This window comes from Trichococcus sp. TS_SC_9 (assembly GCF_056156325.1).
In genome coordinates this window covers 1,795,884-1,814,400 of record NZ_CM149591.1, presented here as the reverse complement: position 1 = coordinate 1,814,400, position 18,517 = coordinate 1,795,884, and the positions used below count along the sequence as shown (strand labels likewise).

The following is an 18,517-nucleotide window of genomic DNA, read 5'->3' as shown; positions in this document are numbered from 1 at the left end:
GAAAGTCCAGCTACATTTACGTAACTGGACTTTTTTGCGTCTCCTGATTCGTTGGTTCAAAAGCGTCTGATCAATTTTCCTTTACAATTAATACATCACACGGCGCATGTTTGATGACATGGTTCGTCACCGATCCGACCACCAATTTTGCGATGGTGCCCTTACCGGTCGCACCCATTACAATCAAATCACAATTCCATTCTTCCACAAGCGTCTTCGCAATCATTTCCTTAGCGTTTCCTGAGCGCATTTCCTTGTGTACCGCGACCCCGTTTGCCCGCGCGAATCTGTCCAATTCATCGAATAAAGAGTCCTTGTCTTTCTGCAGCTGTGCGGCTTCTTCGGCATTGTTCTGTTTATCCAGTATCGCAATAAGATAAAGCGCAGCATCGTTCCTTTCAGCGATATGGACCGCCTGTTTGAACGCCTTGATCGAAGCCTCCGATCCGTCCACCGGGATCAATATGTTTTTATAATGATTCATTCAAACTCACTCCTTTGGAATAATCAACCAGAAAACGCTTTCCTTACTCATATTTTACTATACTTACGGAAGAAACAAAAGATTAGCCGCCCTTCGGTTGATAAATTTACAAACCAAAAAGAGCCCGGATGGCAGGCTCTTTTTTAGTTATCTTGTTACCCCTATCAACATCTCAGCCGGGGATAGCTTCATTTCACCTGAAGTGATAGCTCTTATCCATCTAAATTTCTCTGCTTTCCAATTGACCGATCTCTTTAACATCTTTTCGGAGGGTCGCTTGGGATAAGTTAGGGCGAACTTTGTAGGCTGATTTTGATGACATGATTGCATTCACCAAGCCAGTCTGGATCATTTCCGTAATATCATCAGTCCTCAAGTAGGAATAAACGATTCCGGCACAAAGCGCCTCGTTCGTTCCCCAGATGTAGGTGTCACTGTCTTTATCGCTGTTCTTGAGGTCGTAGACGTGCATGCCGTATTTTCCGCTGGCATAGCCGACGCTCTGACTATTTCTGGTGATGATGACATGTTGAACGCCTTGGTCCATCCAAAGTTGCAAGGCTTCACGCAAGGATGCATCATCCTTGATTTCGATCCCGAAGTGTTTCTCGGTTTCGTCATGCTTTGTGATGAGCAGTTTCAATCCTTTTAGATTTTCCGGGATATTATAAAGCTTCAGCAAGGATGCGCTGACTAGGGCGACTGGAATATTGTACTTTGCACCTATCTCAAGCAAGTGCTCCACGCTTTCTTTCGGACAATTCGAATCGATTATGATCGTCTTCGCCCGCTTCAGCGTCGCCAGATGTTTCAACAACCATTTAGGCTGCATGTATTCATAGATATCCATCTCTGCCAATCCGATGATCATTTTGCCCGATTCGTCGATGACTTCCATAAACGTGCCAGTCGAAAAGCCAGGAACCATTTCAACTTCAGACGTCTTCATCAATGGGCGCATGGATTCTTCGATCGTATGCCATTCTGCATCGTCACCGACTAAAGATAGCATGACAACATCTTCCTGCAACCTGCCCAGATTCTCAGCGATACTGAGAGCAACTCCTCCGATTGAAGTTTGTGAGGTGACATTGTTCGATTGTCCATGAATAAGGCCGCCTTCCACAAAATAGCGGCGATCAATGCAGGCAGCACCGATGCAGACGATTGGTCGCGTGTCATTGATGACATAGGCTTTCCCCAAAAGGTATCCCCGTCTCACTAAGCCGGAAATGATGTTTGCCACCGCAGGACGTGACAAGCCAATCTTTGTAGCTAAATCTTGCTGCGAAATGAAAGGATTTTCCTTAATGTAGCTCAGTATTTTTGATTCTTTCTCGTTTAAAGCCATGTTTCAATTCCCCTTACTCTATAAAAACTCGGCAACGCCGACATTATTCTTTTAGCAACAGTTCCTGCTCCTAAAAGTATAGTATATAACCAATTGGCCCAGTTTCCAAACGAACACGGTACATTGTAACCTTATTTTAATGCCTTTGCATCAATCCGGACTGTTTTATTACTGTTCCAAGCTGTGCTATAATGATATGGACTATTTCAAGGGAGCTGTTTATATGATTCATACATTTATTTTTGACGTCGACGGTACAATTGTGGACACTGAAGATTCCATTTTCAGAGGTCTGGATGATGTCCTTAAGGAACACGCCGGAAGACATGCAACATCGGAAGACATGCGTACGATTTTCGGCATACCGGGCATGGAAGGCTTGCAATCTTTGGGCTTCACACCTGAACAAGCTGCCGATCTGCATCCGAAGTGGAGCGCGCGGTCGAAAACTTATGCGGACAGCGTGAGTATCTTTGCCGGAATGGAAGATACGTTGCGTTATTTGAAGGAAAACAATCACCTGCTGGGCATTGTCACCTCCAAGACAAAAGAGAGTTACGAGCTGAACATCACGCCATATGGTTTGGATGACTATTTTGATGTCATCATCACATCCAGCGATACCGAAGAACACAAGCCTTCCGGTCAACCTTTGACCGAATGTTTGCGCAGATTAGGCGTTGCCGAAAATGAAGCCATCTACATCGGGGATTCCATTTATGACAATCAATGCGCACGCAATGCCGCTGTTGCATTCGGCTTGGCGGAATGGGGCTCGCATACGTCAGAAGGCTTCGATGCCGATCACATCTTCAAGTCACCTTCAGATATTTTATCTATTCTGTAAAAAATGTAGGCAATCTGGAAACGGGTTGCTTTTTTCTTTATAAGAATGGATTTGTGCAGTCTAAATCTGCCCATTACTGTTCTCCCTGAACGTCCTCAACGCGCTTCAACCTTGCCAACAATTCATCTGCCGCTTCTTCATTTTTATTTCCCATGTATAAGGCATGGCTTTCCAGGTAGGAATCCCGGGCTCTTTCCAATTCATTGAGGGTAAAATGATAATCACCCAGCCCGCGCATGATGCCGGCCTGACATTCCTCATTTTCAGATTTATCGGCATACTGTTTCGCTTTGTCCAGATTAATTTTGCTCTTGATCGGACTTCTCTGCAACAATGACAGCATGGCCGCTTCATGATAGCTTCGGGCCAACCCGCAATAATCATCAGGGAAATGCGTCAGCCTGAAAGTAATCTCTTCCTCACACATCAGAGACGCCAAATCGTATTCCTCCATGGAACGGGTATTCACCGCCAAGGAATGAAGATACTCGGCTTCCTTCTCCAGGTCTTTGTTTTTCTTCGCATAAAATAACAATTCTTCAAGACATTCTTTGGCACCAGCAAAATTTTTCTGTGCAGTATAGCACTTGGCCAACTTGTTTACGACTTTTTGATATTCATCAGATTTGGGATCATCCAATAAATATAAAGCATCGATGTATTTTTTCTCAGCATGAGCAAAATCGTTCGCCTGCATCGCAATTTCAGCGATTTCGACCAGTTGATGAACTTCCTTATCCATAGCTCATTCCCCCTTAAACCACAAAAAAACTGTCATCGCTTTCATATTCATCTTAACATCATTCAGGCAGTTTCACAAAGGATAACAACATCAGTAAAAAGAGCAAATCAGGTCGTACTTTTCGTACAGTATCCTATGGCCTGGATTTTGCGCCAAATAAAAAAGGCGCCCTAAGCTAAGGCGCCGTCTCGAAAAAATGAAATCCCTAAACCCACTATGAATGAGAAAAGCCGCAGTTACATCCACATGATCTCCGGCAAAAACTTTCCAGTGGAAATTTTGTTTTAATAATTTAGATTTCCTATCAGTAAGTCATTTTACGGTACTTCTTTGATCACTCCAGCATTTCTGCTGGAATGACGTTCTTCACGATGGAAAGATAGTTTTCCGGCGTTATTTCCAAGCCTTCATAACCGTTCAACCCATGCTCCGAGGCCAACTCTTCCGAGTAGTCTTCCAACTTATAGATTTTGAAATCACGTCTTGAGTTCTCGACATTTCCCGGATCCGCCACATAATGCGAAACGGTAGGCTCGAATTGGACGTTTTCGACGGTTATATCGTCGTCATCAGCAACGACAAAATCAAAAGTCACCATGCCGCCGAGCGTATTGTAATCAGTAAGCGAATGCGCGATGAAATTTCCCAGTGAATAGACCACCAGTGTTTGATTTTGATTCACGCCTGTCACCCACTCGATCGGTTGAAGGATATGCGGATGGGTACCGATAACGACATCGACCTCCAAATCGGCGAATAATTGTGCATAAGTGCGCTGCATGTCATTGACTTCCTGCGTGTTTTCATCACCCCAGTGTGCCGATACGATAACGACATCACTGACGTTTTTGGCATTGGATACATCCTGCCGAATCAGTGCTTCATCAAAGTATGAAACACGATAGGAGGTATCGGGCAGAATGCCATTCGTCCCGTATGTATAGGTCAAGAAAGAGAACGTAACGCCTTCCCTCTCGATTGTCCGGATTTCATCACGGTCCGCCTGACTCTCATAAATGCCCGTGTAGACGACATCCTCCTGTTCATTCCAGACGGCTAGGGAATTGAGGGCGCCAGGATAATCATAATCCAATGCATGGTTCGTTGCGCCGTTGACCAAATCAAAGCCTAGATCACTCATGTCCTGAGCGATTTCGGGCGGTGTATTGAACGCCGGATAGCCGGAATAGGCATAATCATCCCCGGCACTGATCGTTTCTTGGTTCAGGAAAGCAATATCGGCTTCTTCGATATCCTCCACCACATTCTGGTAGATAGACTTGAAATCGTAGGTTCCGTCCGCCAGTTCCGCATCCCGGAAAACGGAATCGTGGATCAAATTGTCACCGACTCCGATGAAGGAAATTACTTTTGCCTCATCTTTTTCGGTAAGTACATCCTTTTGTTCGGTAGAGGTATCCACGGATACAACTTCAGAAACCGTATCCGGTTGATCCGCGCACCCCCATAAACCCAGTACGGCCAACGATGTCACTAACATTTTCCCCCTCATGTCATTCCCCTTTCTACTGGAGTTCTGCGCAATATTAGACAATTTGATTATACCGAACACTTCCTACTTTGTCACTTTAACAAAAAATTTGTCACAGGCTTATTTAGTTTTTGGAGGATATGCCTGAATTGCGTGTCCCAGCTCCGGCGAACACTCTTTCCCCGGAGGATAGCCGATTGGGTCCCCCACTCCTCCGGCGAGTCCTTGTTCGCCCGAGCAGACCGGTAATGATCGGTCTCTTCTCCGCTGAGCTTCTGCTCGTCGGAGGACACCACACTAATGCGACCTCAGTTCCGGCCAACCCCGGTTCGCCGGAGCTGAGGCGAAACACGCCCTGGCCGGAGAACAGCAAAAAAGCTGCCTCATCAGAGACAGCTCCCCTATTCAAAACTCTATAGTCGTGATTTGAAATCTTCGTATCCAAAGGTCTTGATGACTTTCGTGCCGTCTTTGACCGTATGGGCCGCGATGGCCGGCAATTGGATGCCGTTGAAGGTCGTGTTCTTCACCATGGAGTAGATGGCCATGTCGGTGAAAATCAGGCGATCACCCGCCTTCAAAGGCTCATCGAAGGAATAATCCCCGATGACGTCCCCTGCCAAGCAAGTCTGCCCGCCCAAACGGTACGTGTGCGCCTTTTCATCCGCTTCACCTGAATCGATGATGAACGGACGGTATGGCATTTCCAACACGTCAGGCATATGGCAAGTCGCCGATGTATCCAGAATGGCCAGGTTCATCTGGTTATAGGTCGTCTCCAGCACACTCGCAACCAGGAAGCCCGCATTCAATGCAATCGCTTCGCCAGGTTCCAAGTAGACTTGCACGTCATATTTCTCTTTGATGTGATTGACGATTTTCACCAACTTGGCGATGTCGTAGCCTTCTTTGGTGATATGGTGTCCGCCTCCGAAGTTCACCCATTTCATGCCATGCAGGTATTTCCCGAATTTCTCTTCGAATGCGACCAGTGTCGCTTCCAAGGCATCGGAACCTTGTTCACAAAGGGTGTGGAAATGCAGACCATCCAATAGTTCGACTTGGCTTTCATCGAAATTGACAGCCGTCGTACCCAACCGGGAAAACGGACTTGCTGGGTCATAGAGTGCATGGTCCTGAGTGGACAGCTCCGGATTGACGCGCAGGCCGATTTCGATTGGGCGATCGCTGTTCTTAACCATTTCGGCATACAGCTTCACTTGGTTAGGGGAATTGAAGACGATGTGATCCACTATCGGGAGCAACGCCTCCATTTCTTCCTTCTTGAAAGCCGGCGCAAAGACATGGGTCTCTTTGCCGAATTCCTCATGACCCAATTGCGCTTCGTGGACAGAGCTAGCGGTCGTGCCGTCCAGATACTCCGCGACCAAAGGGTAGAAATGATACATCGAAAAAGCTTTCTGGGCCAACAAAATCTTGCAGCCCGTCTGATCCTTAACCGATTTCAGAATTTCCAGATTGCGGCGCAATAAGGTTTCATCCACTACATAGCTGGGTGTCGGTAAGGCTTGGAAATCGATTGTTGTATCCATCCGTACCTCCTAATCGACCAAGGTAGGATTGAAGTCCTCTTGCCAAGGCAAGCCATAGACGTTCAATGCTTCCATGAATGGATCCGGATTGAATTCTTCGATGTTGTACACACCTGGTTTCTTCCATTGCCCGGTCAAGACCATAGCTGCCCCGATCATCGCAGGGACGCCGGTTGTGTAGGAAACGGCTTGCGAGCCGACTTCCTTGTAGCATGCTTCATGGTCGCAGACGTTGTAGATGTAGTATGTCTTTTCCTTGCCGTCTTTGATGCCGGTGAAGATGTTACCGATGTTCGTTTTGCCTTTGGTGCGCGGTCCCAATGAAGCAGGATCAGGCAATACAGCTTTCAGGAATTGCAGCGGCACAATTTGTTTGCCTTCGAATTCAATCGGCACGATGGACGTCATACCGACGTTCTCCAACACTTTCAAATGTGTCAGGTAGCTTTCGCCGAAAGTCATGAAGAAACGGATGCGTTTGATGCCTTTGATGTTCAAAGCCAAAGATTCGATTTCTTCGTGGTGCAGCAAGTACATATCCTTCTGGCCGACTTGGTCGAAATTATATTCGCGTTTGATTTCCATCGGTTCCGTTTCGATCCACTCGCCGTTTTCCCAATAGCTTCCGTTCGCGGTCACTTCGCGGATGTTGATTTCGGGATTGAAGTTGGTTGCGAATGGATAACCATGGTCGCCGCCGTTGCAGTCCAGGATATCGATCGTATGGATTTCGTCGAAGTGGTGTTTTTGTGCATAGGCAGAGAATACGCTCGTTACGCCCGGATCAAAGCCTGATCCCAATAAAGCAGTGATGCCGGCTTTTTCGAAACGCTCGCGGTAATCCCATTGCCATTTGTATTCAAATTTAGCTGTATCTTCCGGTTCATAGTTCGCTGTGTCGACATAATCTGTTTTTGTTTCAAGACAGGCATCCATGATGGTCAAGTCTTGGTATGGCAAAGCCACATTAATCACGATATCCGGTTTGTATTCATTGATCAGCGCCACTAATTCAGGAACGTTGTTCGCATCCACTTGGGCCGTCGTGATTTTGGAACGTCCCGCATAAATGCCGCTTTCGATCCGATCTTTGATTTCATCGCATTTTGACTTTGTACGACTGGCAATCATAAATTCTTCGAACACTTCTGAATTTTGGGCACATTTATGGCATACGACGTTGGAAACGCCACCGGCACCAATAATTAAAGCTCTACTCATCTTATTCATTCCTCCTGTAGGGAAAATTCATTCATCCATCCTGCGGGCCTTTTTCTGCAGATATCCTCAAATCGGGGCTTAACGACAGACAAGATATTATAACATAAAGCAGTATCGGATAATGTTTTTTTAGCGACAACGACAACATATCGTCATATTTGACATGCCCGGACGCACCTCCATCTTACAACACTTCAAAAAAACAAGCGAGAATTTCCCTCCAATTGAAGGAAATTTCTCGCTTCTTCGATTATGCGTAAATATTGTCCCATTTTGCTTCATACGCATCAATCTCATCTTTATAGGCCATCGTTTCGGTGATATCGTCGATGCCGTTTTCCAATTTGTGCTTCCAAGTCGGATCGATAGTGAACGAATACTCCGCTGTGCTGGTTCTCACCACTTGGTTCGGCAAGTCAATCTGGATGGTTTCATCCGCCGGCACTTGAGCCAAAGCGTCACGTTGGTCCTGCGGCAATTCGATCAACAACAAACCGTTCTTCAAGGAATTCATGTAGAAGATATCGCTGTAACTGCCGGCGATGATGACGCGGAAACGGTAATCCTTCAATGCCCAAGCGGCATGTTCACGGGAAGAGCCGCAGCCGAAGTTATCCCCTGTTACGAGGATCGTTGCTTCTTGGCGGTCGGCATCGTTCAAAGGGAACTCCGGATTCGGGTCGCCGTTTTTCAGGAAACGCCATTCATCAAAAACGAAAGCGCCGAAGCCCGTTTTTTCGATCCGTTTCAGAAATACTTTTGGGATGATTTGGTCGGTGTCGATGTTGTTGTTCATCAAGGCAACGGTTTTACCGTTATGTACTTTAATTGGCTCCATAAGTCACTGCTTCCTTTCTGATGTCCACAAATTTACCGTTCACTGCTGCAGCGCCTGCCATGGCCGGGCTGACCAAGTGCGTCCGCGAACCCTTCCCTTGACGGCCTTCGAAGTTACGGTTGGAAGTCGAGGCACAGTGTACGCCTGCAGGCACTTTATCCGGGTTCATCCCCAAACAAGCCGAGCAGCCTGGTTCGCGCCATTCAAACCCAGCGTCGATGAAGATTTTGTCCAAGCCCAATTCTGCGGCTGCATCACGGACTGTCCGGCTGCCCGGAACGACCATAGCTTGGATGTGATCAGGCACTTTTCCGCCTTTGACGTACTTCGCTGCTTCGATCAAATCGGACAGACGCGCATTCGTACAAGAGCCGATGAAGACAAAGCCCAATGGAATTTCTTCAGCTGTCTGGCCGGGTTGCAGATCCATGTAGTTATAAGCGCGCTCGTCATTCTTGTCCTGGATTTCAGGGAATTTTTCACCGAATTGCACGCCCATGCCCGGGTTTGTTCCCCAGGTTACATAAGGCGCCAAGTCGGAAACTTCGATAGCGATGTCAGTGTCATAGACAGCATCGGGGTCACTCTTCAGTGTTTCCCAATCCGCGATGGCCTTCTCCATGTTTTCCGGTGCATAACGGCGGCCGCGCAGGTAATCGTAGGTAGTCTGGTCCGGCGCCATCATGCCAATTTTGGCACCGAATTCGATGGACATATTGCAGATCGTCATCCGTTCTTCCATCGTCAAGGCTTCCACAGTATCCCCATAGAATTCAATCGCATAGCCGCTCCCGAAGGCTGTCCCGTAGGTCGCGATCAGGTGCAGAATGATATCTTTCGCATAGACGCCTGCAGGCAATTTGCCGGTGATTTTGACGCCCATCGATTTTGGTTTCTTCTGCCAGATCGACTGCGTTGCAAAAACATGCTCCACTTCCGAGCTGCCGATACCGAATGCCATCGCTCCGAAAGCGCCATGTGTAGCCGTATGCGAATCTCCGCAGACGACAATCTTACCTGGTTGGGTTGCGCCCAATTCAGGTCCGACCATATGCACGATCCCTTGGTTGGCTGTGCCGATGTCCATCAATGGGATGTTGAATTCTGCACAATTCTTCTGCAGCGCTTCGATCTGTTTCTTCGAAATCAGATCCTTGATGTTGAAGATATCTTCCGTCGGCACATTGTGGTCGACCGTTGCGATCGTTTTGTCAGGACGTCGGACGGGGCGGTTGGTTTCGCGCAAGCCATCGAAGCCTTGTGGTGAAGTGACTTCATGGATCAGGTGCAGATCCACATATAACAATTGTGGTTCACCTTCTGGTCCTGTAATAACGTGTCTGTCCCATAGTTTATCAAAAAGCGTTCTGCTCATACTGTCTACTCCCCTTCACTTTTCCAAAATGGCTTTCACTTGTTCAGTAAATGCTGTCGTTGTAGTTGTGCCGCCCAAATCAGCCGTCAGGAAACCGGCATCCATCACTTCGGCGGCCGCTTTTTCAAGCGCATCCGCCTCTTCATGCAGCTGGAAGCTTTGGCGCAGCATCATGGCAACGGACAGGATCATCGACATCGGGTTCGCGGTGTTTTTTCCGGCGATGTCCGGTGCGGATCCATGGATCGGTTCATATAAGGATGGACCGGATACCGCGTGGCTTCCGGAAGGCAACATGCCTAATGAACCCGTGATGACGGATGCTTCGTCGCTCAGGATGTCGCCGAACATATTTTCCGTAACAATGACATCGAATGATGTCGGATCTTGGATGATTTTCATCGAAGCTGCATCGACATACAAATGATCGACGGTAACTTCCGGGTATTCCGTCGCGATTTCATTTACGGTTTTGCGCCACAGTTTGCTGCTGGCCAATACGTTCGCTTTATCGACGGAAGTCAGTTTTTTGCTTCGCGTCATTGCGATGTCAAATGCTTGGCGGACGATCCTATCGATTTCGCTCTTCTTATAGAAGAGAGTATCTGTCGCTTCCTCATCATTCCAATGCTTCGGCTGGCCGAAGTACAAGCCGCCTGTCAATTCGCGGACAACGATAAAGTCAGTTCCTTTAACGCGTTCCGTCTTCAACGGGGACAGGTGGGCGATGCTGTCGCTCACTGAAATCGGGCGGATGTTAGAGAAAAGTCCCAAAGTCTTACGCAATTGCAACAGGCCATCTTCCGGCGTTTTCTCGGCATTTTCCCATTTCGGTCCGCCGATTGCGGCCAATAGGATCGCATCAGCTTCGGAACAGCCTTTGATTGTTTGCGGTGGAATCGGATCGCCGGTCTCATCGATGCCGGCTCCTCCGAATGGGTAAACCGTCACGTTGAATTCATGTTGAAATTTTTTGCCGAGTGTTTCCAGCAAAATCAATCCGCTTTCCATTATTTCTGGTCCAATGCCATCTCCGGGCAATGCTGCAATCGTATAATTCATCTTACTTTTTCCCCCTCATCAGAAATGTGCTGATACTTTTTCTATTGTCTGTTTATTTTTTGCTTTCCCGCTGGCTTGGATGTACGCTTTCGCTGATGCCGTCAGGACGTCGAAGTCGATGCCTGTGCCGTTATAGCTCTTGCCGTCCTCATCCTCCACGACCACGTGCACTTCTGCTTGTGCATCTTTGCCGCCCGTGATGGCTTCGATGTTGTATTCCTTCAAAATGATTTCTTGATCCAGGATGCGGTTGATGGTGTTGTAGATGGCTTCGATGCTTCCTGATCCTGTTGCTGAATCCTGCATCTTCGCGTCTTTATTGCGCTTGTCCTGGATACCGACGATAGCTCCTTGGATGCCATCCTTGACAAACTGCACTTGCAAGCGTTTCAACTCATAAACCGACTCGTCCTCGATCGATTTGCCGACCATCAATGCATGGATATCCTCTTCGGTCACGTTCTTCTTCTTGTCAGCCAGTTCTTTGAAACGGGCGAACAATATTTTGATTTCTGCCGGGTCGCTGATTTCATAGCCCATTTGCGCAATCCGATCCACAAATGCGTGGCGACCGGAAAGTTTGCCCAACGGTAGCGAATTGTGCTCCACACCGACCAATTGCGGCGTGATGATTTCGTAGGTTTCCGGATTCTTCAGCACACCATCCTGATGGATACCGGATTCGTGTGCATAGGCGTTGCCACCGATGACCGCTTTGTTGCGCGGAATCGGCATGCCGGAAAGGCGGCTGACCAAGTCGCTTGTGCGCTTCGTTTCCTTCAGGACCATACCGGTTTCTTTTTCATAATAGTTTTTGCGGATATGAAGAGCGACCGCAACTTCTTCCAGAGCCGTATTCCCTGCACGTTCGCCGATGCCGTTGATGGTTCCTTCCACCCGCAGCGCGCCGTTTTCGACTGCAGCCAGGGCATTAGCCGTTGCCATACCCAGATCGTCGTGGCAATGGGAAGAGAAGATCACATCATCAAAGCGGGTTACGTTTTGCTTCAGGTATTTGAACAGGTTGCCGAACTCAGTCGGATTGGTGTAGCCAACCGTGTCAGGGATATTGATGACTGTTGCGCCTTTGTCGATGGCCAGATTAATGACTTCAACCAAGAAGTCCCAATCACTACGGGTCGCATCCTCCGGCGAGAATTGAACTTTCTCAAATTTGGATTTGGCGTAGGCGATATGATGGGCTACTGAGGCCAGTACTTCTTCTTTGCTCATTTTCAGTTTGTATTCCATGTGGATTGGGCTGGTTGCGATAAAAATATGGATCTGAGGATTGACTGCATCCCTCAAAGCATCGTAGGCCGCATCGATGTCTTTTTCGTTACAGCGGGCAAGACCTGCTACCGTCATGTTTTTGACAGCACCTGCAATCGCCTTTACCGCTTCAAAGTCGCCTTCTGAAGAGATCGGGAATCCTGCTTCAATAACATCGATCCCCCATTTTTCCATCTGCAAAGCAATCTGCACCTTTTCCTTTGTATTGAAGTTCACACCAGGTGTCTGTTCCCCATCGCGCAGGGTCGTATCAAAGAATTGAATGTACTGTTTTTCCGTCATGGTCTTTTCCTCCGGTTCTTTTTCGTTTTTTTGTTTGATTAAAAATAAATAAGAGTAAATTTCGAAAAAAAATGCATCCACAAATAATGGATGCATTTCGAAGGTCAATAAATAATCGCTTCAGCCCCATTATTTGTCAATGCCAAGCAGGGCTCAAACGACTGATATTTCAGTGTCCAAGCCCTGCTATAATAATAAGCTGTTAAAAGAAGGGGTTGTCCCCATGATTACGTTATCTGATACGTTTGCATCTTCCATGACGATCCCCTCCTCTTTTTTTGTAGCCTTCTAATTTTTTGTTAAGTTTTATTATCGTATTCTCATTTTATGCAAAGCGGCTTCTTTTGTCAACCCCTTTTGCTGTTTCCTTACAAAATCATGTGACGGTGTGCGGAATCGGGGGAGCTTAGCGGCCTGCAGTGGACTGCGATAGGCTGCGTGCGGTCCCTTAGCTCCGGTTAGGCTCCTTTCACCGGAGCTCGCCGGTAACTTGCGGCCTCTCCTCCAACGAAGCCGCACTCACCGGAGGAGGCAACCCTAAAATTAGTCGAACTCCGGCGAGGGAAGCCTCGCCGGAGCAGAGCGATATAATCCGGGAAAGTACAAAAAAACGAAGCTCCCACACAGTGGAAAAGCCTCGTTTTTTAATGGATAATTTATTCCGGCAATTTGATGCTGTCTGGATCGATGCCCAATGCTTCAGCCATCTCTTCATTTATGACCAATTGCAGCGTCTCAGGGAATTGGACCGGTAATTCGGAAGGAAGCTTGCCTTCTTCAAGAATCTGTAAAGCCATTTCGCCTGTTTGGCGTCCTAATTCCTTGAAGTCGATGCCGTAAGTAGCCAATCCGCCAGCTTCAACCATTTCAGTCGCACCAGGGATGACCGGGATTTTAGCTTCCATAGCGATTTGGCCAACTGTTGCCATCGTGCTGGATAATGTATTGTCCGTTGGGATATAAATCGCATCGACTTTTTGTACCAATGATTCCATCACTTGTTGGACATCATTTGTGGAAGTTACGGTCATGATTTCGACATTCACGCCGGCAGCTTCCAACAATGCTTTCGCTTGGTCGCTCTGCACAATGGAGTTCATTTCGCTGGAGTTAAAGATGATACCGACTGTTTCCGCGCTAGGTACGATCGACAATAACAGTTGTATCTGCTGATCCATCGGGCTCTGATCGCTTGTTCCGGTGATGTTTGCACCCGGCTCTTCTGCACTTGCCACAAGTCCCGCATCGATTGGGTCGGTTACGGCAGTAAACAAGACTGCATTTTCTTTTTCAGCATTCGCTATTGCTTGTGAGGCTGGTGTCGAGATAGCTAAAATCAGGTCGTTATTGCCGGCTAAACGCTCAGCCATACTCTGCAGGTTGGCTTGATCACCCTGAGCATTTTGGTAATCCACTATCAGATTGTCGCCCTCAACGTAACCAGCTTCCTCCAAAACTTCCAAGAAACCTGTGCGTGCTGCCGATAAGGATTCGTGCTCAAGGATCTGCAGGATTCCGATATGCACAGCATCCGCTGAAGCAGTTGAACTTGCTGTGGAAGAATCCGTCGCTTCTTCTGTACCGCCGGCGCATGCACCAAGCAATAAGGCAGAAGTCAGTGCCAATGTTGTCGCTACTTTCTTTTTCCAATCCATTCCAATCATTTCATTTCCCCCTATTTTTTAATTTGTGCGAGAACTGCTTAAGCAATCAATCGCTAGTCCCTAGTACGAAAAAGCCCATTCAGATAGAATTATCCAAATGGGCTTTTACTGATGATTGGACTGCGGCACTTTTGTTTGCGTTTGCATAAATCCTTCTAGCACATTAGTTATTTGCTTTCAGTTTATAAGAATTAAATAAGGATGTCAACGATTAAATTAAATTCACATTAGCGTATTCTCATTTTGAAGAATTAACGATTACTCATTCGATCAGCAGGCGATGTTCTGTAGGTTTCAGCAACTTCAAAACCAGCTTTGGGTCAGCCTTCTGATCCAGATAAAAGGCTTCATCTTCAGGTTCCAGTATCACCGGCATGCGATCATGGATGGCACGCATCTGTTCATTGGCGGCAGTTGTGATGATGGAAAAAGCCGTGAAAGTTTTTCCATTTTCATCCTGATACGTCTTCAATATGCCAGCCATCGAAAAAACTGGGATATCCGATACGGCAATTTTCCGTTTCAGCTTTTCTTCGCCGACTTTCTCCCATTCAAAGAATGCAGTCGCCGGCACCAGACAACGCGCTGTCCGGAATGGCTGGCTGAACGTAGGTTTTTCAAGGATTGTTTCCGCTCTGGCATTTATCAAAGGGCGCTTCGCGAAAGGCTCCACAAAGCCCCAACGGTGATGGACCAACTCGTTGCCCGGCACTATCAGCGGTGTGCTGTTGGTCGGAAATATTTCCGCACGCTCTTCGACATCCTCTGCCATTTCCCCCAACAGGTACCTTTCCCATAGCTCCCTCTTTGTCGCTTCAAGTGCATAACGTCCGCACATAGTCCTGTCCCCTTTCCGATGGTTTTCCTTGATACCGATTATAAGGGAGTCAGAGTCGTTATACAAAAAAGACGCCCGCCGGGGAACGTCTTTTTTGTGCATTCACATAAATAATCCGAAAAGGATCGGGAAAAAGACTGCCGGCGCATAGTTCATGATTTTCAGATCTGTCAGCTTCAACATGTTCAAAGCCAGGCCGACAATCAGGAGCGAGCCCACGCAGGTCATTTCGTTGATCACAGAATCCGTCAAAAGCGGCGCAAGGACGTTGGCAAAAAGCGAAATGCCGCCTTCATAAATTAGGATCAGCCCGGCTGAAAGCAACACACCTATGCCCAAGCTGGATGCCATCACGATGGCTGCGATGCCGTCGATCAGGGACTTCGCGAAAAGCGTATCATGATTTCCGGTCAGACCGCTCTGCAGTGCACCTACGATTGCCATCGCGCCCACACAGAACAACAGACTTGCCGTCACAAAACCTTTTGAAACTGAAACCCCTTCGTCAGGTGAAGCAACCATCTTCTCGATTGCGTCCCCGAGCTGATTGATTTTTTTATCCAACTGGAGTCCGTCGCCTACCAAAGTACCCGCAACCATCGACAGAATGGTAATCAAAACATTTTCACCTTTCAACATGCCACTGACACCTATATATAACACGCACAGTGCCAAAGCGTTCATCACCGCGTTGGCTAACCTATCCGACAAACCTTTCTTCAAAACCAGACCGATGCTGCCTCCCAAAACGATGGCAGCGCTGTTGACCAAACTTCCCAACAAAACCACTTTATCTCCTCCAACTGTTGTAACGTGTATCCTGATTACGTGATTCGAATACTTGCTTTTCTGCAAGCTCAGTACGTTTCAGTATAGACGCTTGCTTTCAGAAAATCAATGGACGAAAGGTGAAGGAAGCATTTGTCCGAGAATGCGAAAAGACCACCATGTAACAATGGCGATCTCCTCTCATCATTCATATTTTTCTGTACTATTAGCGGATAGTTTTCAATGCTCCGGACCATTTGATCAATTCGTTGAACATCGCTGTCGCATTGCCTGCATGATAATCGTTCGGCACAAAATTGCTCATGTTCTCAAAATCAGTCATCAATGAGAAGTTCACTGTTGTGTGCACAGTCGCTACACTCAATTCACCAAGGATAACGCGCATGTTTTCGTGAGCGCGGGCTCCGCCCAAGCTTCCGTATCCTACAAATCCGGCTGCTTTATCGGCAACTTCAGGCTTCAGGAAATCCAACGCATTCTTCAAAGCACCACCGACTGCATGGTTGTATTCAGGTGTCACAAACACATATCCGTCAAATGAAGCCATTTTTTCTGACCAAGCTTGGATCGCTGCGCCAGCTGCTGCTTGACGGTCTTCCGGTAATTTAGCGCCCAATAAAGGCAAGTCATAATTTGCTAAAGCAACGATTTCGTATTCGATGCCGCCGTCATTGCGTTTTTCGGCAAATTCATGGATCCATTCTGATACTGCTGCTGAGTTTCTTCCTTCACGTACGCTTCCTGAGATAATTCCGATTTTCATAGTTGTTTTCCCCTTTTCGTCTGTTGTTATTGTTGTATTTTTATTTCTAAATAAAGCATTACTAATTCGAGATATCATAGATGTGTTTTCCAATTTTTTTCCTCCATCACTTGTTTTTCAATGAAGGACTCACCTTCATCTCTCTTACATTTCGTAAGCTTGATATCATTATGCCACATCCCGAAATGTATTTCAAGTTATATATTCACGAATCCGAGATATTTTTTTAAGAAAAAACATCCAGCCCCGTCAGACAACGGTTTTGGATGTTTTTGAATCAGTTATTTTTTTACAAAAACCTAAATCAATGTTGGAATACGCGCACACGACCTTTTAAACGATCAGCCAGGATGATGGCCAAAACGGCTTTAGCGATGTCCCCCGGAATGAATAACAACATGCCCATCTGGAAAATTGCGGCCAAGTCGAATTGATTGCCCATGACAACATTCAGGATCATCGCCATGTAAGGCAAACCGATTGCGTACATGACGATCGTGCCGGCAACAGCTGCGATCCCATAATTCAAGAAGCTTCCTTCTTTATTATGCACGAGATAGGAAATCAAAGTAGCCGCTGCAATAAATCCAAACACAAACCCGAAGCTAGGAGTCAAAAAGGCTTGGAATCCTCCAAGCAATAATTTCAGTAACAAAGGCAGCAGTTGCGCAAAAAAGGCAGCTTTCGGACGCAGGAAGAATCCGGTCAGCAGCACCAAAAGTGTCTGCAAAGTGATTGGAACGGGTCCGACGGGGATGCTCAGGAAGCCGCTGACGAATGTCAAAGCTGCGAATATACTGATTTGGGTCAAATCTCTTGTTGATAATTTCATGTTAATTTCCTTCTCTCTTTTTGATTTTGATGCTGATTTCCCCATAGGTCAGGGTTTTCGTTTCCCCATCCGGCAATGCTACAATAAGTCCGCCATCATCATCAATCGCGATCGCTTTGGCTTCGATCGTTTCGCTTCCTTGCGGGAAAGTAACTTGTTCACCCAAGACGAAGCAACGCTTGCGGTACTCGTCCAGGTAGGAACGGGATGCCAAATCCGGGTAAAGGACGTAAAAACGATTGAGTATTTCGGCGGCCATTTGGTTCCGTGTCACCACGGCATTTTTTGAATCGAACAAGGTGCCGGCGATCGACTGGATTTCATCCGGAAAATCCGTTTCAGGCGCCCGGAAGTTCAGGCCGATCCCTAAAATGATTGTTCCGATCGTCCGCGATTCCATATCCATGATCCCTTCCGTCAGGATGCCGCAGACTTTTCTGCCATCCATGAAGATGTCGTTCACCCATTTGATTTGTGGTTCTTTTCCGGTCAATGTTTCGATTGCTTGACAGACGGCCACAGCGGCGGCAGTCGTGATCAAAGTGGCGTTATCCAGATCAGCGACCGGCTTCAACACCAAACTCATGTACAAGCCCGATTCGCTCGGCGAGTAGAAAACTCTACCTAAGCGCCCTCTGCCTTTTGTCTGTTCTTCAGATAAGATCACGCCTTCGAAGGTCGCTTCTTCATTGACGATCCGTTTGGCCTCAAGGTTGGTCGAATCAATCGTTTTATGTGCGATGATCCGGTGATCTTTCAGCGCTTCTGATAACAATGGTACCATGGCTGCCTCCGACAACAAGTCACTTTCAACGGACAGCTGATACCCCTTATTCGTAGTTGCTTCTATTTGATAGCCTTCTTTTTTCAGGCCATTGATTGCTTTCCACACAGATGTTCTGGATACTTCCAATTGATCAGCCAAATCTTGACCGGAAATGCTTTCGCCTTTATGCTGCTCCAGAAACTGGAGGACTTTCTCCTTTGTTGACATTCTTTCCCTCCATTCTCTTTAAGAAAAGCTGAACGGGTTCGCTCAGCCCTGAAAGAAATTTAGGAAATCTGGCCTCGCAACGTTCCCTACGGTCACC

General features: G+C 47.2%; 17 protein-coding genes. 1 reads left to right on the top strand and 16 read right to left on the bottom strand.

Annotation, left to right across the window (positions count from 1 at the left end; translation table 11 throughout):
- Window positions 1–70 precede the first annotated feature (70 nt).
- The gene (locus AC0J5I_RS08805) at window positions 71–484 is read right to left on the bottom strand and encodes a universal stress protein (RefSeq protein ID WP_107995044.1); all 414 of its coding nucleotides are present in this window, start codon (window positions 482–484) and stop codon (window positions 71–73) included.
- A 220-nt stretch (window positions 485–704) separates the two neighbouring features.
- Window positions 705–1,835, bottom strand: coding sequence for a carbohydrate kinase (locus tag AC0J5I_RS08800; protein ID WP_107995043.1), 1,131 nt, complete (start codon window positions 1,833–1,835; stop codon window positions 705–707).
- A gap of 223 nt (window positions 1,836–2,058) precedes the next feature.
- On the opposite strand from AC0J5I_RS08800, the gene AC0J5I_RS08795 reads away from it, so the two are divergent.
- A complete protein-coding gene (locus AC0J5I_RS08795; RefSeq protein WP_107995042.1) occupies window positions 2,059–2,682 on the top strand; it encodes an HAD family hydrolase in 624 nt (207 codons plus the stop codon).
- Between the two features lie 73 nt (window positions 2,683–2,755).
- Here AC0J5I_RS08795 and AC0J5I_RS08790 read toward each other — a convergent pair whose 3' ends face one another.
- From AC0J5I_RS08790 to AC0J5I_RS08725, 14 genes are all read right to left on the bottom strand, one after another.
- Window positions 2,756–3,424 carry a tetratricopeptide repeat protein gene (locus AC0J5I_RS08790; protein ID WP_475299459.1) on the bottom strand — a complete coding sequence of 223 codons (669 nt, stop codon included), beginning with the start codon at window positions 3,422–3,424 and terminating at the stop codon, window positions 2,756–2,758.
- Window positions 3,425–3,758: 334 nt separating this feature from the next.
- On the bottom strand, window positions 3,759–4,937 hold the full coding sequence (locus AC0J5I_RS08785) for a CapA family protein (RefSeq protein ID WP_475299458.1): 1,179 nt from the start codon (window positions 4,935–4,937) through the stop codon (window positions 3,759–3,761).
- Window positions 4,938–5,329: 392 nt separating this feature from the next.
- Complete coding sequence (gene nspC, locus AC0J5I_RS08780) at window positions 5,330–6,457, bottom strand: carboxynorspermidine decarboxylase (RefSeq protein ID WP_475305642.1); 1,128 nt, start codon at window positions 6,455–6,457, stop codon at window positions 5,330–5,332.
- Window positions 6,458–6,478: 21 nt separating this feature from the next.
- Complete coding sequence (locus AC0J5I_RS08775; protein WP_108033690.1) at window positions 6,479–7,690, bottom strand: saccharopine dehydrogenase family protein; 1,212 nt, start codon at window positions 7,688–7,690, stop codon at window positions 6,479–6,481.
- Window positions 7,691–7,940: 250 nt separating this feature from the next.
- The gene (gene leuD, locus AC0J5I_RS08770; RefSeq protein WP_475299457.1) at window positions 7,941–8,528 is read right to left on the bottom strand and encodes a 3-isopropylmalate dehydratase small subunit; all 588 of its coding nucleotides are present in this window, start codon (window positions 8,526–8,528) and stop codon (window positions 7,941–7,943) included.
- A complete protein-coding gene (gene leuC / locus AC0J5I_RS08765; protein ID WP_106450902.1) occupies window positions 8,515–9,903 on the bottom strand; it encodes a 3-isopropylmalate dehydratase large subunit in 1,389 nt (462 codons plus the stop codon). The genes leuD and leuC overlap by 14 nt, the downstream gene beginning before the upstream one ends.
- A gap of 15 nt (window positions 9,904–9,918) precedes the next feature.
- Window positions 9,919–10,965, bottom strand: a complete 1,047-nt coding sequence (gene leuB, locus AC0J5I_RS08760) for a 3-isopropylmalate dehydrogenase (RefSeq protein WP_475299456.1) — start codon at window positions 10,963–10,965, stop codon at window positions 9,919–9,921.
- Window positions 10,966–10,983: 18 nt separating this feature from the next.
- Entirely contained in the window at window positions 10,984–12,540 is a 1,557-nt protein-coding gene (locus AC0J5I_RS08755) for a 2-isopropylmalate synthase (protein ID WP_475299455.1), read from the bottom strand.
- A 656-nt stretch (window positions 12,541–13,196) separates the two neighbouring features.
- Window positions 13,197–14,195, bottom strand: coding sequence for an ABC transporter substrate binding protein (locus AC0J5I_RS08750; RefSeq protein WP_475305638.1), 999 nt, complete (start codon window positions 14,193–14,195; stop codon window positions 13,197–13,199).
- Between the two features lie 271 nt (window positions 14,196–14,466).
- The gene (locus tag AC0J5I_RS08745; protein WP_107995033.1) at window positions 14,467–15,042 is read right to left on the bottom strand and encodes an SOS response-associated peptidase; all 576 of its coding nucleotides are present in this window, start codon (window positions 15,040–15,042) and stop codon (window positions 14,467–14,469) included.
- Window positions 15,043–15,144: 102 nt separating this feature from the next.
- Window positions 15,145–15,831, bottom strand: coding sequence for a DUF554 domain-containing protein (locus AC0J5I_RS08740; RefSeq protein ID WP_475299454.1), 687 nt, complete (start codon window positions 15,829–15,831; stop codon window positions 15,145–15,147).
- A gap of 205 nt (window positions 15,832–16,036) precedes the next feature.
- Window positions 16,037–16,594, bottom strand: a complete 558-nt coding sequence (locus tag AC0J5I_RS08735) for an NADPH-dependent FMN reductase (protein WP_176974151.1) — start codon at window positions 16,592–16,594, stop codon at window positions 16,037–16,039.
- A gap of 304 nt (window positions 16,595–16,898) precedes the next feature.
- Window positions 16,899–17,426: a biotin transporter BioY gene (locus AC0J5I_RS08730; RefSeq protein WP_159072132.1), complete on the bottom strand. Its 528-nt coding sequence runs from the start codon at window positions 17,424–17,426 to the stop codon at window positions 16,899–16,901.
- Window position 17,427: 1 nt separating this feature from the next.
- Window positions 17,428–18,420, bottom strand: coding sequence for a biotin--[acetyl-CoA-carboxylase] ligase (locus AC0J5I_RS08725; RefSeq protein WP_475299453.1), 993 nt, complete (start codon window positions 18,418–18,420; stop codon window positions 17,428–17,430).
- Between the last annotated feature and the right edge of the window lie 97 nt (window positions 18,421–18,517).

What these genes read in the sequence shown, in the direction of transcription:
- AC0J5I_RS08805 (WP_107995044.1), bottom strand. Translation starts at nt 484, where the DNA reads ATGAATCATTATAAAAACATATTGATCCCGGTGGACGGATCGGAGGCT.
- AC0J5I_RS08800 (WP_107995043.1), bottom strand. Translation starts at nt 1,835, where the DNA reads ATGGCTTTAAACGAGAAAGAATCAAAAATACTGAGCTACATTAAGGAA.
- AC0J5I_RS08795 (WP_107995042.1), top strand. Translation starts at nt 2,059, where the DNA reads ATGATTCATACATTTATTTTTGACGTCGACGGTACAATTGTGGACACT.
- AC0J5I_RS08790 (WP_475299459.1), bottom strand. Translation starts at nt 3,424, where the DNA reads ATGGATAAGGAAGTTCATCAACTGGTCGAAATCGCTGAAATTGCGATG.
- AC0J5I_RS08785 (WP_475299458.1), bottom strand. Translation starts at nt 4,937, where the DNA reads ATGAGGGGGAAAATGTTAGTGACATCGTTGGCCGTACTGGGTTTATGG.
- AC0J5I_RS08775 (WP_108033690.1), bottom strand. Translation starts at nt 7,690, where the DNA reads ATGAGTAGAGCTTTAATTATTGGTGCCGGTGGCGTTTCCAACGTCGTA.
- leuD (WP_475299457.1), bottom strand. Translation starts at nt 8,528, where the DNA reads ATGGAGCCAATTAAAGTACATAACGGTAAAACCGTTGCCTTGATGAAC.
- leuC (WP_106450902.1), bottom strand. Translation starts at nt 9,903, where the DNA reads ATGAGCAGAACGCTTTTTGATAAACTATGGGACAGACACGTTATTACA.
- leuB (WP_475299456.1), bottom strand. Translation starts at nt 10,965, where the DNA reads ATGAATTATACGATTGCAGCATTGCCCGGAGATGGCATTGGACCAGAA.
- AC0J5I_RS08755 (WP_475299455.1), bottom strand. Translation starts at nt 12,540, where the DNA reads ATGACGGAAAAACAGTACATTCAATTCTTTGATACGACCCTGCGCGAT.
- AC0J5I_RS08750 (WP_475305638.1), bottom strand. Translation starts at nt 14,195, where the DNA reads ATGGATTGGAAAAAGAAAGTAGCGACAACATTGGCACTGACTTCTGCC.
- AC0J5I_RS08745 (WP_107995033.1), bottom strand. Translation starts at nt 15,042, where the DNA reads ATGTGCGGACGTTATGCACTTGAAGCGACAAAGAGGGAGCTATGGGAA.
- AC0J5I_RS08735 (WP_176974151.1), bottom strand. Translation starts at nt 16,594, where the DNA reads ATGAAAATCGGAATTATCTCAGGAAGCGTACGTGAAGGAAGAAACTCA.
- AC0J5I_RS08730 (WP_159072132.1), bottom strand. Translation starts at nt 17,426, where the DNA reads ATGAAATTATCAACAAGAGATTTGACCCAAATCAGTATATTCGCAGCT.
- AC0J5I_RS08725 (WP_475299453.1), bottom strand. Translation starts at nt 18,420, where the DNA reads ATGTCAACAAAGGAGAAAGTCCTCCAGTTTCTGGAGCAGCATAAAGGC.